Origin of the sequence: Nocardia sp. NPDC058633 (assembly GCF_042717045.1) — a bacterium.
Lineage (GTDB): Bacteria > Actinomycetota > Actinomycetes > Mycobacteriales > Mycobacteriaceae > Nocardia.
This window is the reverse complement of the sequence record NZ_JBHXRA010000008.1, coordinates 26,001-39,356: the sequence shown is the minus strand read 5'-3', so window position 1 is coordinate 39,356 and position 13,356 is coordinate 26,001. Positions and strand designations below refer to the sequence as shown.

The 13,356-nt window shown below is 67.3% G+C and carries 12 protein-coding genes and 1 riboswitch; of the genes, 8 read left to right on the top strand and 4 right to left on the bottom strand.

The features are described from left to right. Positions 1-3: 3 nt before the first annotated feature. Entirely contained in the window at positions 4-624 is a 621-nt protein-coding gene (locus tag ACFWUR_RS11965) for a TetR family transcriptional regulator (RefSeq protein WP_378905853.1), read from the bottom strand. Between the two features lie 100 nt (positions 625-724). Here ACFWUR_RS11965 and ACFWUR_RS11960 point away from each other — a divergent pair, with 100 nt between their 5' ends. Next, positions 725-2,656: an acyl-CoA dehydrogenase gene (locus ACFWUR_RS11960; RefSeq protein ID WP_378905851.1), complete on the top strand. Its 1,932-nt coding sequence runs from the start codon at positions 725-727 to the stop codon at positions 2,654-2,656. Here the strand turns inward: ACFWUR_RS11960 and ACFWUR_RS11955 are convergent. The 3 genes from ACFWUR_RS11955 to ACFWUR_RS11945 all read right to left on the bottom strand — a co-directional run bounded on the left by ACFWUR_RS11955 (position 2,653) and on the right by ACFWUR_RS11945 (position 5,653). Then, on the bottom strand, positions 2,653-3,249 hold the full coding sequence (locus ACFWUR_RS11955; protein ID WP_378905849.1) for a phosphatase PAP2 family protein: 597 nt from the start codon (positions 3,247-3,249) through the stop codon (positions 2,653-2,655). The genes ACFWUR_RS11960 and ACFWUR_RS11955 overlap by 4 nt on opposite strands. A 31-nt stretch (positions 3,250-3,280) precedes the next feature. Then, positions 3,281-4,159 (bottom strand): nuclease-related domain-containing protein, encoded by an 879-nt coding sequence (locus tag ACFWUR_RS11950; protein WP_378905847.1) that lies wholly within the window; start codon positions 4,157-4,159, stop codon positions 3,281-3,283. Between the two features lie 96 nt (positions 4,160-4,255). Next, complete coding sequence (locus tag ACFWUR_RS11945) at positions 4,256-5,653, bottom strand: DUF2252 domain-containing protein (protein ID WP_378905845.1); 1,398 nt, start codon at positions 5,651-5,653, stop codon at positions 4,256-4,258. Positions 5,654-5,774: 121 nt separating this feature from the next. Between ACFWUR_RS11945 and ACFWUR_RS11940 the strand changes: the two genes are divergently transcribed. The 7 genes from ACFWUR_RS11940 to gcvP all read left to right on the top strand — a co-directional run bounded on the left by ACFWUR_RS11940 (position 5,775) and on the right by gcvP (position 12,982). Beyond that, positions 5,775-6,410 carry a CDP-alcohol phosphatidyltransferase family protein gene (locus ACFWUR_RS11940; RefSeq protein WP_378905843.1) on the top strand — a complete coding sequence of 212 codons (636 nt, stop codon included), beginning with the start codon at positions 5,775-5,777 and terminating at the stop codon, positions 6,408-6,410. A 42-nt stretch (positions 6,411-6,452) separates the two neighbouring features. Further along, positions 6,453-6,851 (top strand): glycine cleavage system protein GcvH, encoded by a 399-nt coding sequence (gene gcvH, locus ACFWUR_RS11935; RefSeq protein ID WP_378905841.1) that lies wholly within the window; start codon positions 6,453-6,455, stop codon positions 6,849-6,851. A 178-nt stretch (positions 6,852-7,029) separates the two neighbouring features. Next, positions 7,030-7,515 (top strand): FHA domain-containing protein, encoded by a 486-nt coding sequence (locus ACFWUR_RS11930; protein WP_056817657.1) that lies wholly within the window; start codon positions 7,030-7,032, stop codon positions 7,513-7,515. A gap of 70 nt (positions 7,516-7,585) precedes the next feature. Beyond that, complete coding sequence (locus ACFWUR_RS11925) at positions 7,586-8,371, top strand: MerR family transcriptional regulator (RefSeq protein WP_378905839.1); 786 nt, start codon at positions 7,586-7,588, stop codon at positions 8,369-8,371. Positions 8,372-8,610: 239 nt separating this feature from the next. Continuing rightward, a complete protein-coding gene (locus ACFWUR_RS11920) occupies positions 8,611-9,084 on the top strand; it encodes a bifunctional nuclease family protein (protein WP_056817654.1) in 474 nt (157 codons plus the stop codon). A 196-nt stretch (positions 9,085-9,280) separates the two neighbouring features. After that, positions 9,281-9,838, top strand: coding sequence for a MerR family transcriptional regulator (locus ACFWUR_RS11915; protein WP_131816826.1), 558 nt, complete (start codon positions 9,281-9,283; stop codon positions 9,836-9,838). A gap of 75 nt (positions 9,839-9,913) precedes the next feature. After that, a riboswitch (glycine riboswitch) is annotated at positions 9,914-10,013 on the top strand. Positions 10,014-10,171: 158 nt separating this feature from the next. Beyond that, on the top strand, positions 10,172-12,982 hold the full coding sequence (gene gcvP, locus ACFWUR_RS11910; RefSeq protein WP_378905837.1) for an aminomethyl-transferring glycine dehydrogenase: 2,811 nt from the start codon (positions 10,172-10,174) through the stop codon (positions 12,980-12,982). Positions 12,983-13,356: the final 374 nt, after the last annotated feature.

Sequence of the window (13,356 nt, the reverse complement as noted above, 5' to 3'; positions counted from 1 at the left end):
CGTCTACTCCTTGAAAAGGGTGTCGAGCATGGTGGAATCGGTGAGCAGTCCCTGGGTGTAGAGCTCGAGCGCCGGAAAGGTGACCTCGTCGGACAGATCGCGAATCGCCTTGCGGTAGTCGAGTTTTCCGTCTCGGTGCATTCGCATCTGGAGGAACAGGTTCATGGCGCCGACGTGGCAGAGCACGATGTAGCGGGCGCGCGCGGCGTGATCGCGGCTCGGCTTGACCTTGCCCGCGTCGACGCCGGTCTGCATGTACTGCACCGCGTCGGAGATCATGTGCTCGAGCAGTGACTCCGCCAGCGCGCCGCCGGCCTGGAAGCTGCGCAGCATGTAGGCCACCATGGGGGCGTAGTTCTCGATCTCGGCCATGGCGGTGAGGATCCCCGCCGGCTCCGGCGCCTGGATCGTGCGCAGCTTCTGGTCGCGAATGATCTCGAGCACACGATCGTCGCAGGCGGCGCGTAGACCGTCCTTGGAACCGAAGTGGTGGTTCACCAGCCCGGGCGACACCCCGGCCGCCGCCGCGATCGCCCGCACACCGACGCCGAAGCCCTGCTCACCGAACAATTCGATCGCGGCGTCGCGAATCCTGGCAGCGGTGGTGAGGTCGGCTGAACGCATGTTCAATATGTTAAACGGATGTTCAATACGCGGGCAAGAGTTTCGCCCGAACCGAGTTTCGGGCCCGGCGACACGGAGGGCGCGGGCTACTGTCGAAGCCATGGCTACCGGCACATCTACGACGGCAGAACACCTCCGCGCAGCGCTGGACGGACCGTGGCGCGCGGTCAGGGAACAGGCGCGAACCCAGCTCGCCGGTGTGGAATTCACCGACGACCCCGAACTCGACATGCACGCGGCCCGGGCTCGCGTGCTCGACCAGATGCGCGCCATCGCCACCATGGGCTACCCCGAGCGCGGCTTCCGGCCCGAAAACGGTGGCACCGGCGATCCCGGCGGCGCGGTGACCGGCTTGGAGATGCTGGCCTACACCGACCTGTCGCTGTGGGTGAAATCCGGCGTGCAGTGGGGCCTGTTCGGCGGCGCCGTGGAGAATCTGGGCACCGAACGCCACCGCGACTTCATCAAGCGCCTGATCTCGCTCGATCTGCTCGGCTGTTTCGCGATGACCGAATCGGGACACGGCAGCGATGTCGCCGACCTGGAGACCACGGCCACCTACGACCCGGCCACCCAGGAATTCGTCATCAACACCCCGACCCCGTCGGCGCGCAAGGACTACATCGGCGGTGCCGCGGTCCACGCGCGGATGGCCGCGGTGTTCGCCCAGCTGATCGTCGGTGGCGAGAGCAAGGGGGTGCACTGTCTGCTGGTGCCCATCCGCGACGACCTCGGCGCGGACCTGCCCGGTGTGACCACCTACGACGACGGACTCAAGGGCGGTCTGCCCGGCGTAGACAACGGCCGGATCGTCTTCGACCACGTGCGGATCCCGCGTGAGAACCTGCTCAACCGCTATGCCGACGTCTCCCCGGACGGCACCTACAGCTCGGAGATCGAGAACCCGAGCCGCCGCTTCTTCACCACCCTCGGCACGCTGGTGCGCGGCCGGGTCAGTGTCGGCGGTGCTGCCGCCGCGGGTGCGCGGGTCGCGCTGAGCATCGCCGTGCGCTACGCGCTGGCGCGCCGCCAGTTCGCCGACCCCGACACCGGCGAAGAGACCCTGCTGATGGACTACCGCAGCCATCAGCGCAGGCTGCTGCCGTTGGTCGCGAAGTCGTTCGCGCTGTCCTTCGCCCAGAACGACCTGGTTCGCCGGATGGATCTGATCCAGCGCGGACAGGACGTCGAACCGAGCTCGCAGCGGGCGCTGGAGAAGCGTGCCGCCGGCCTCAAGGTCGCCCAGACCCGCCACGCGACCCGCGCGATTCAGGAATGCCGCGAAGCCTGCGGCGGCGCGGGTTATCTCACCGAGAACCGGCTGGTGACGCTGAAGGCCGATACCGACGTGTTCACCACCTTCGAAGGCGACAACGTCGTCTTGACCCAGCTCGTGGCGAAAGAACTGCTCACCGCCTACTCCGACGAGGTGCGCGATCTCGACGCGCTCGGCTGGGTGCGTTTCGCCGCCACCATGGCCGGTGACGTGGTGCGCAAACGCTCCGGCGTGCGTCAGCTGATCCAGACCCTGCGCGACCGCAACGACGAGACCGTCGATGAGGGCGACCTGTCCAAGCGTGACGTGCAGCTGCAGCTGTTCGCCGACCGCGAGGACTACCTGCTGCGCACCGCGGCGCACCGGCTGCGCGCCCGCGCGGCCGACACCGGCCCGTTCGAGGCCTTCAACAACGCCCAGGACCACATCCTGGCCGCCGGTACCGCGCACATCGACCGGCTCGTGCTGGAGGAGTTCGTCGACGGTATCGCCACCATCGAGGACCCGGACGCGAAGGCGCTCGCCGAAACCGTCTGCGATCTCTACGTGTACGCCTCGCTGGAGGAGAACCTGGCCTGGTACATCATGCACCGGTTCATGTCGGTGGAGCGGGCCAAGGCGGTGCGGCGCGGGGTGAACGAGCTCGTCGACCGCCTGCGCCCCGACGCACTGACCCTGGTGGAGGCGATGGGTGTGCCGGAGGCGATGCTGCGCGCCGAAATGCTGCACGACGCCAGCGTTTTCGATCGCCGCTAGGCGCGTCCGCGGGCGCGTAGGGAGTCGGAGAGCCAGCACAGGCCGATCGCCATCGACGCTGCCGCCGCCGCCCCGCCGAGTACATCGGTGGGGTGGTGGTACCTCAATTCGGCCATACCCGGGATGATCGCGATCAGCGCGAGCGTGGTCAGCGCCGCGACCAGGGTCCGTATTCGCGAGTCGGTCACCAGACACGCGAAAGTTGTTGCGACAGCGACCATGTGGACGGTGTGTCCACTGGGGTAGGCGAGATGGTCGTCCAGCTGACGGTCCCACAGTGGTTTCAGCAACCAGGTGTTGACCGCCACCGCGATCTCGGGAACCACCAGCATCGTCGCGGCCCGCCACCATTGTCGACGCAGCGCGAACCAGGCACTCGCGGCCAGGAGCAGTGCGACCACCACAGGCGCGTTGCTCGGGGTGACGAGCACGTGCGCTAGGCCGGGGGAGACGGTGTCGTCCGACACCACGGAGTCCAATCCGCTCGCTCCGCCGTTCGAGGGGAACGTCGACGGGATCGCGACGGTCAGCGCGGCGCCGGTGCCGATCGCCGTCACCCGGGCAACAGTGGAGCTGCGAACATGGTCGATCACGGACGCGACGATAGCCGCCGCCCGGGCTCGCTCAGGCGGGACCGTAGGTGAGCACCGCCGTGACCAGGAACCACAGCACCCACACGATCGCCACGATCATCCCGAGGGCGAGGGTGATCCGCAGGAACGCCTGGCCGAAATCGAGATCGCCGCCGACCCGCGGATACAGTTTCCACGGGCTGTACCACGGGGCGGAGATGCCCTGGGACTGCGCCTCGTGTTCGCGCTGAGCCTGCTCCTCGGCATAGGCCTCCGCGGCCGCCTGGGTGGGCCCGCCGTGCCACAGCGTCACGTCGATCGGACCGAGGAAACCTTCGTTGAGCAGGTCTTGCGGGGCGGGCAGGAACGGCAGGATGCCGAGTCCGCGGAAGGCGATGGCGACGTCGTTGGCCGTCCAGAGGTTGTGTTCCTTCTCGGCGAGCAACTCGAAGTACATCTCGAGCCGGTGTGGGTCGTCGGTGACGATCACATCGAAGCTCGGGTCGCTCCAGCCCTGGTGCACGTCGATCTGGGCGCCGGGCATCGGCACGATCAGCCCGAGGCCGTGCACCGCCCGCTGGCCGAGCCCGCGGGCAGCGAGATAGTCCTGCAGGGCGAAGGTGTGCTCGCGCGACCGTTCCAGTGGCGTCGTCTTCTCCGAACCCGCGAACTGGGCGAGTTCCCCGGAGACCATCCACGGGCCGTTGAGCGGGATCTCCAGCACGCCGTCCTGCGGTGCGGTGAACGTCTCCGCCTCGATCACCACGCAACTGGTCGGGGTCCAGACCACCGCGTCGAACTGGTGCAGTCGATCCTGATGGAACAGGCTGCAATTGATCGTGGCGACGCCGTGTGGGCTCGACGGGTCCTTCCAGGTACGCAACCAATCGATCAGTGCCGCCTCGGCATCGCTGCCTGCCGCATTCTGCACGCGCACGAGCATGGAGACCGCCCTTCGTTGGTCGTTGGCGCGGTGCTCGGCAGTCGCTGACCGTGCCGAGAACCGTTGGCGTACATCGTAGCTGGGTCAGTCCTGTTCGGCGGGGATCGTGCCCGCGTCGACGGCGGCGACGAGTTCGGCGTGGTCGGCCTCGGTCCGGTCGGCGTAGCGCACCGCGAAGCGGGCCACCGATACCTCGAATCGGTCGTCATCGTCGTCGTCGGTTTCCAGATAGCCCGCCAGCGCGCGCGGGTCGAGCGAGCGCGCGTGCGCGCGGGCCAGCAGCGCACCGGCGAGTCGGCCGTAGTCGTCCAGATCGTCGGCCGACAGCCCCGCCGGGTCGATACTGCCCTTGAGGTTACGGAACTGACGCACGATGAACGGCAGCGATTCGTCGAGCTCGATGGTCGTCCAGCCGAGCAGGATGTCGGTTTCGGACTGCACGGTCCGCGCGCCTGCCACGATCCGTTCGCCCTCGTGACGAGGTGCCGTCGGCGGCACGAACGGGGTGAGCGCGGACGGGCGCGCCTGCTTGACCTGCAGCACCACCGCCTCGCCGTCGTTACCGTGCAACAGCGCCACATAGCTGTGCAGGCCGACACTGCCGGTGCCGACGATGCGGAACGCGACATCGGAGACCGCGAATCGGGTGAGCAGATTGCGCCGGGATTCCCGGATGGTGCTCGCGTAGCGTTCCAAGCCGTCGATCACCGCTTCCGCCACCGGCGCGTCGACCGAGGTCAGCACCGGCGGGTCACTGACGAATCGGCGCTTGCGGATATCGGTCTCGTGATCGTCGAGATGCTCGGTCCACTTGGCCACCACTTTGGCACTGTTGTTCTTGCGGGCCTTCTTCGCGGCCTTCTTGAAATCGTCGAGAAGGTCCTCGGCCTTGGCACTGGTCAGAATCGACTCGTCGGGCAAGGCGGTCCAGGACTGCATGAACGGCATGTCGGCGAGCTCGGCCACCGTGTGGCGGTAGGAACGAGCGGCGTCACGGGCGGCGCGCAGGCACTCGTCCTCGCCCACGCTGCTCTCGCGCCCGGCCAGCACCAGGCTCGCCGCGAGTCGTTCCAGGTCCCACTCCCACGGGCCCATCACCGTTTCGTCGAAGTCGTTGATATCCATCACGATTTCGCCGCGCTGGGTGCCGTAGAGGCCGAAGTTGGCCGCGTGGGCGTCACCACAGATCTGGGCGGGAAGGCCGCTGTCCGGTCCGGCGGCGAGGTCGGCCGCCATCAGGCCCGCGGCACCGCGGAAGAAGGTGAACGGTGAGGCGATCATCCGGCCGATCCGCAGCGGAAGCAGGCGCTCGATCCGGCCCCGGTTGCTGATATCGATGAACTCGCGCACCGTCGGCCGCTCGGGGCTCTGCGCGGCGCGGTCCCGTTCGGTGACGGGCACCCGTTGCCGGGCGGCGCGGCCGCGTTCGCGGGCGTCCTCGGCGGAGACGTAGGAGCGCAGATCGATACCACTGTCGGACACGATTGCCCAGGTTAGCCGGTCGCGGCACGGCGGGCGGCGCCACGCTCGACACACAGCGGACTTGACGGCGTTTCGGCGTGGCCGGATGGCGCCGGACGGGGTCGGTGCGGTAAGCAGGGGCGTGGCAACCGAATCAGGAACGCCGGGCACGCACGACACCGAAACCGGTGGCGTGTTCAGCGACCGCATCCTGACCGTGCCGAACGCGCTGAGCGTCGTGCGGCTGATCGGCATTCCCGTCTTCCTGTGGCTGCTGCTGGTCCGGCATGCCGACGGCTGGGCTTTCGCTTTGCTGATCGCCAGCGGCTTCACCGATTTCCTCGACGGCAAACTCGCCAGACTGCTCGATCAGTCCTCACGGCTGGGCGCGTTGCTCGATCCTCTCGTCGACCGGCTGTATCTGGTGACGACCCTGGTGGCCTTCGTCGTGCGCGGCCTGCTGCCGTGGTGGCTGGCAGTGATCTTGATCGCACGCGATCTGGTGCTCACCGCGACCTTGTCGGTGTACAAACGGCGCGACCTGCCCGCGCCGGAGGTGATCTACCTGGGCAAAGCGGCCACTTTCGCGCTGATGTCGGCTCTGCCGTGGATGCTGACCGGGGAGATGGACTGGGCGGGCGCGAGTTTCGGGTGGGCCTTCGGCTGGGCGCTGCTGATCTGGGGTACGGCACTCTACGTGTGGACGGGGTTGCTCTACGCGGGACTCGCGGTCGCGGTCGCGCGATCGATACCGCCTGTGCCGCACCGTGGGAGCTAGTCGATACTGTTGCGTGCAACGTCGACGAAGAAAGGACGTCCTGTGACCCGGACCCCTGAGGATCTGCGCTACACCGAAGAGCACGAATGGGTGCGGCGGACCAGCCCCACGGCGGTCCGTGTCGGCATCACCGACTACGCACAGTCACAGCTGGGTGACGTCGTGTTCGTTCAGCTGCCCGATGTCGACAAGGATGTGACCGTCGGTGACAGCATCGCCGAGGTCGAGTCGACCAAGAGCGTGTCCGACATCTACGCTCCGCTCAACGGCAAAGTCGTTGCGGTGAACGAAGATCTGGTGCAGTCACCGGAGACGCTCAACACCGATCCCTACGACGCGGGCTGGTTGTTCGAGCTCGCATTCGACGACGAGGCAACCCTGGATTCCGCACTCGGTGAACTGCTGGATGCGGCGGGTTACCAAGGAGTTATCGGGGGCTGACTCAGCCTTCACAGTTCTCCCTGCACGGGCACGCCTCGGCAGGGTACGGTCAAAGCCACAGCGGATACGTCGGGGAATCGACGCCGGGATCTTTTCCTGGCGATGTGATCGCGCCGGTCGTGTCGCCGAATACAGCACCTGCTTGCATGGATAATCAGGTTCGAGGAGGAGAGAAACGGTGAGCGAGAACAGGGACCCGGGTTACGGGGAAACCGCGGCCGAGACGACGTCGGTCTTCCGCGCGGACTTCCTCAACGAGGTCGACGCGTCGCGCTCCGCAGAGCCGACCGGCGAACAGCCGGTTCAGGGCGTCGAGGGCCTGCCGGCCGGTGCGGCCCTCTTGGTGGTCAAGCGTGGCCCGAACGCGGGCTCGCGTTTCCTGCTGGATCAGCCGACCACTTCGGCCGGCCGTCATCCCGACAGTGACATCTTTCTCGACGACGTCACTGTCAGCCGGCGGCATGCCGAGTTCCGTCAGGACGACGATTCGTTCCAGGTCGTCGACGTGGGCAGCCTCAACGGCACCTACGTCAACCGGGAGCCGGTGGACTCCTCGGAGCTGCAGAACGGCGACGAGGTCCAGATCGGCAAGTTCCGGCTGGTCTTCCTGACCGGTCCGCGCGCACAGGCGAACGAGTCGGCGTCGGGCGCGGGGTCGCGATGACCCCAACGGTACTGGTGGCCGTGAAGGGCACAGTGCTGTGACAGGGGCGGCGCAGTGGGCGCGCGGAGGGATGTCGATCGGCTCCGTACTCGACCTGCTGCGACCAGATTTTCCCGACATCACCATCTCCAAGATCCGGTTCCTCGAATCCGAGGGCCTGATCCGGCCGGAACGAACACCGTCGGGATACCGGCGGTTCTCGGTGTCCGACTACGACCGGCTGCGCTTCGTATTGACCGCGCAACGCGATCAGTACTTGCCGTTGAAGGTGATCAAGGAGCAGTTGGAAGCGATCGACAGTGGTGCGGCGACGTTGGGCGTGCGCGAAGCGCGCGCCCGCGCGCACTCCCACCACGGGTCCGCGGAAGCCGCACACGGTCTGTCCGGCTCCGCGGACGCCGACGCCGGGCCGGGCAGGGCCGGGCCACGCCGTCTCGGCATCGTTCCCGGGGAGATCACGTCCGAGGAACTGCGTGTCGACGTCGGTGTGCGGCTCACCAGGGCAGATCTGCTGGCCAAGGCCGATATCGATGATCGTTTCCTCGACGATCTGCTGCGCGCGGGGCTCATCGTCCCCGGCGTCGGGGGGTTCTTCGAGGCCGACGCGGTGACGCTCGCGCACGCGGCGAAAGCGATGGCCGAATTCGGCCTGGAAGCCCGGCATCTGCGCGCCTTCAAACTGGCCGCCGATCGCGAGGCCGCACTGATCGCGCAGATCGCCGCGCCCATCGCGAAGAGTCGCGATGCCGACGCGCGCGCACGCGCGGAGGAGACCGTCCGCGAACTCGCGGCACTGTCGTTGAACCTGCACGCCGCACTGGTGAAAGCCGCGGTGCGCACGGCCCTCGGCGGCTGACACACCCATCGGGGTGATCAGGTATCACCCCGGCTACACACCGATTTCGGCTCGAACGTCGCCGTTGCGCGCCCCAGAATTCGCCTAGACTCAGTGATACGGCGAGCTGTGCAGCTGTCGTGCCGGCCGGCGGCCGAGTATGGGAGGCAGGACGAACTCATGAGCGAGCGTAGCGAGCGATCGGTGATCACAGCCGAGTACTCGGTCATGGCGGAGCCGAGCGCCGGCGAGGTGCAGGCATGAGCGAGATGCGCGTGATCGGCATCCGTGTCGAGCAACCACAGAACCAGCCCGTGCTGTTGCTGCGGGAGGCATCGGGGGAGCGGTATCTGCCGATCTGGATCGGGCAGGCCGAGGCCACCGCGATCGTGCTCGAGCAGGAGGGGGTCACCCCGATCCGTCCGCTCACTCACGATCTGATCAAGATTCTGATCACCGACCTTGGGCACACGCTCAAGGAAGTGCGGATCGTGGACCTGCAGGAGGGCACCTTCTACGCCGACCTGGTCTTCGACGGCGACCTGCGGGTCTCGGCGCGGCCTTCGGACTCGGTGGCGATCGCCCTGCGCGTGGGGTGCCCGATCTACGCCGAGGAACCGGTGCTCGCCGAGGCGGGACTGGTGATGCCCGACGAACGCGAAGACGAGGTGGAGAAGTTCAAGGAGTTCCTGGAGTCGGTCTCACCCGACGACTTCAAGGCAACCGACAGTTGAGATCGAGGCTTCCAGGCCGAGAACCCGGCGGCGCCAGCCGCCAAAAGGCTCAGCCTTAAGTAGAGGTCCAGGGAATCGCGGCGTTTGGTGCTTGGTGTGACAACACCGCAGGTCCGACAATGGCAGGAGTAACCTCGAAAGTCGGGCAACATCCGTCGTGACTCCGACCCGAGAACGTCGGCAGAAGGAGCGATCAGTGGAAGAACAAACGCAGGATGTCGTACAGCCTGGCTTGTTCCCGGACGACTCGGTTCCGGACGATCTGGTCGGCTACCGGGTGCCGAGCGCGTGTCAGGTCGCAGGGATCACTTATCGGCAGCTCGACTACTGGGCCCGCACCGGGCTGGTCGTGCCGTCGATCCGTGGTGCGGCCGGGTCGGGCAGCCAGCGGCTCTACTCGTTCAAGGACATCCTTGTCCTCAAGATCGTGAAGCGGCTGCTGGACGCGGGCATCTCTTTACAGAACATCCGGATCGCCGTCGATCACCTGCGCAGTCGTGGCGTGGGCGACCTGGCCGGGATCACGTTGTTCTCCGACGGCACCTCGGTCTACGAGTGCACCTCGCCCGAGGAAGTCGTCGATTTACTGCAGGGTGGCCAGGGCGTTTTCGGCATCGCCGTCGGTGGCGCGATGCGGGAACTGACCGGCGCGATCGCCGATTTCCCGGCAGAACGGGCCACCGCGATCACCGACCGCCCCGAGGACGAACTGTCCTTCCGCCGCAAGGTGAGGGAGAACCGAAAAACCGGTTAGTGACGAGAGCTACACCCCCGGCGTGCCCCTGGTGGCGCGACCGGGGGTTTGCTGCATCTAGACTCGGTAGCGCGTCGCCGCCGTGCGGGAGAGTCCTTGGTTCGTATGAATCCGGGCGCCGAAGGAGCAGCACCTCCCCGTCAATCTCTCAGGCAACAGGGACCGCACGGTGATTCGACGCCTCTGGAAAGCGGTGGCATCCGGCTGCCCGCCCACGGGGAAAGGAGCACGGTCTCTCGAAGATCGTGTTTCCGAATCTCTCAGGCGCACAGACAGAGGGGGAGGGCTGGTACCCGTCGACCACGAGGTCGACCCGCCCGACCTGGAGCTGCCGTGACCCGTTCGTTCGCCGACCGCCACATCGGACCCGATTCCGACGAACTCGCCCGGATCCTCGCGACCATCGGCGTGGAGTCCGTCGACGCACTCGCGACCACGGCGCTGCCCGCCACGATCCTCGACGAGTCCGGCCTCGGCGCCCTGCCCGCGCCCGCCTCCGAGCACGAGGTGCTCGAGGAACTGGCCGCGCTGGCGCAAGCGAACACCGTCGCCACCTCGATGATCGGCCTGGGTTACTACGACACCCTCACCCCGCCGGTGCTGGTGCGCAACCTGCTCGAGAACCCCGCCTGGTACACCGCCTACACCCCGTACCAGCCCGAGATCAGCCAGGGCCGCCTCGAGGCGCTGCTCAACTTCCAGACCATGGTGTCGGACCTGACCGGCATGGACGTCGCGAATGCCTCCATGCTCGACGAGGCCACCGCCGCGGCCGAGGCGATGACGCTGCTGCGCCGCGCGGGCAAATCCAAGTCGAACCGGCTGCTCCTCGACACCGACCTGTTCCCGCAGACCAAAACCATCATCGGCACCAGGGCCGAGCCGCTCGGCATCGAGATCGTCGAGGCCGACCTGTCGACCGGGGAGCTGCCCGAGGGTGAGTTCTTCGGCGTGATCGTGCAGACCCCGGGCGCGTCGGGCCGCATCGTCGACTGGACCCCGTTGTTCGCCGCCGCCCACGAGCGTGGCGCGCTGGTCGCCGCCGGCGCCGATCTGCTCGCGTTGACGCTGATCACCCCGCCCGGTGAGCAAGGCGCCGATGTGTGCTTCGGCACCACCCAGCGCTTCGGTGTGCCGATGGGCTTCGGTGGCCCGCACGCCGGCTACCTCGCCGTGCGCACGGCGTTCGCTCGTCAGCTGCCCGGTCGCCTGGTCGGTGTCTCCGTCGATGCCGACGGCACGCCCGCCTACCGCCTGGCGCTGCAGACTCGTGAGCAGCACATCCGCCGCGAGAAGGCCACCTCCAACATCTGCACCGCCCAGGTGCTGCTGGCCATCGTCGCCGCCATGTACGCGAGCTACCACGGTGCCAACGGTCTTCGTGCCATCGCGCGCCGGGTGCACGAGCACGCTGCGGCTGTCGCGACCGGTCTCGGTGGGGCAGTGGTGCACGGCGCCTTCTTCGACACGGTGCTCGCCCAGGTGCCCGGCGGTGCGGAAGCCGTTGTCGCCAAGGCGAAGTCGAAGGGCATCAACCTGCGCCTGGTCGACGCCGATCATGTCGCGATCGCGTGTGACGAGGCCACCACCGACGCGCACGTCGCCGCCGTCGTCGAATCCTTCGGCACCGCGTCGACGCCCGACGCGGGCGCGGGCACCGAGCTCGTCGTGATCGAGACGCGCACCTCGGAGTACCTCACCCACCCGGCTTTCACCCGCCACCACACCGAGACCGCCATGCTGCGCTACCTGCGCGCGCTCTCGGACAAGGACATCGCCCTCGACCGCAGCATGATTCCGCTCGGTTCCTGCACGATGAAGCTCAACGCGACCGCGGAGATGGAGCCCATCACCTGGCCCGGTTTCGCCCGCCTGCACCCCTTCGCGCCGACGGAGGACTCCCCGGGCATCCGCGCACTGGTCGCCGACCTCGAGCGGTGGCTGGCCGAGATCACCGGCTACGACGCGGTGAGCCTGCAGCCCAACGCGGGTAGCCAGGGCGAGTACGCGGGCCTGCTCGCGATCCGTCGCTACCACCTCGATCGCGGCGACGACCACCGCGACACCTGCCTCATCCCCTCCAGCGCGCACGGCACCAACGCGGCCTCGGCGGCGATGGTGGGCATGCGCGTGGAGGTGGTGAAATGCCGCGCGAACGGCGACGTCGACCTCGACGACCTGCGCGCCAAGATCGCCGACCACGCCGAGCGGCTGGCCTGCATCATGATCACCTACCCGTCCACCCACGGCGTCTATGAACACGAGGTCGCCGAGTTGTGCGCGCTCGTGCACGATGCGGGCGGCCAGGTGTACGTCGACGGGGCGAACCTCAATGCCCTGGTCGGCCTCGCCCGTCCGGGCCGATTCGGTGGCGATGTGAGCCACCTGAACCTGCACAAGACCTTTTGCATCCCGCACGGCGGTGGCGGTCCGGGAGTGGGCCCGGTCGCGGTGGGTGCGCACCTGGCGCAGTACCTGCCCGGTAATCCCCTCGAAGCCGGTTCGCACGCGGTGTCGGCGGCCAATTACGGCTCCGCGTCGATCCTGCCGATCACCTGGGCCTACATCCGGATGATGGGCGCCGAGGGCCTGCGGGCGGCGACCCTGACCGCGATCGCGTCGGCCAACTACATCGCCCGCCGCCTCGATGCCTACTTCCCGGTGCTCTACACCGGCGAGAACGGCATGGTCGCCCACGAGTGCATCCTCGATCTGCGCGAGATCACCAAACAGACCGGCGTCACTGTCGACGACGTGGCAAAACGACTGGCCGACTACGGTTTCCACGCGCCGACCATGAGCTTCCCGGTGGCGGGCACCCTGATGGTGGAGCCCACCGAGAGCGAAAACCTCGAAGAGATCGACGAGTTCATCGCCGCCATGATCGCCATCCGTGGCGAGATCGACCAGGTCGCCGCCGGGGTGTGGCCGGTGACCGACAACCCGCTGCGCGGCGCACCCCACACCGCGGCCAGTCTGGTCGCGGAGTGGGACCACCCCTACAGCCGTGAGACCGCGGTGTACCCGCGTGGGATCGGCCATACCCGCCCGAAGGTGTGGCCGTCGGTGCGGCGCATCGACGGTGCGTTCGGCGACCGCAATCTGGTGTGCTCGTGCCCGCCGCTGGATGCGTACGAGGACTGACCGGTCTGCCCGCCACGGGCCCCGCCGAGATTGTCGGCGGGGCCCGTTGCTGTCGATGCGAGTGTGCACGATCGGCTGATGCCGCGGTCGCGGCAAGATTGCCGACAGTGAATTCTCATCGGCTGAACTGTCGGCGTGTTGCAAACTGAACGTCTTGTTTCAGCCTGTTCAGGGAATGCCCAGTATGTCTATACGGACAAGAAGTATTCCCAGATAAGTCAAGCCCCGAATATTGTTGGGGGCAGAATCGGTTTTTCCTCCGACGACACGCGCGACGTCGGAATGTTCGAGACGAATCCGGTTTCCGGATTGCTTTCTTGGGCCCGTCATACGTCGACTGACGACGCGGATGTGATCGATCGGCTTCGGTCGAT

What these genes read in the sequence shown, in the direction of transcription:
- ACFWUR_RS11965 (WP_378905853.1), bottom strand. Translation starts at nt 624, where the DNA reads ATGCGTTCAGCCGACCTCACCACCGCTGCCAGGATTCGCGACGCCGCG.
- ACFWUR_RS11960 (WP_378905851.1), top strand. Translation starts at nt 725, where the DNA reads ATGGCTACCGGCACATCTACGACGGCAGAACACCTCCGCGCAGCGCTG.
- ACFWUR_RS11925 (WP_378905839.1), top strand. Translation starts at nt 7,586, where the DNA reads ATGTCGATCGGCTCCGTACTCGACCTGCTGCGACCAGATTTTCCCGAC.
- ACFWUR_RS11920 (WP_056817654.1), top strand. Translation starts at nt 8,611, where the DNA reads ATGAGCGAGATGCGCGTGATCGGCATCCGTGTCGAGCAACCACAGAAC.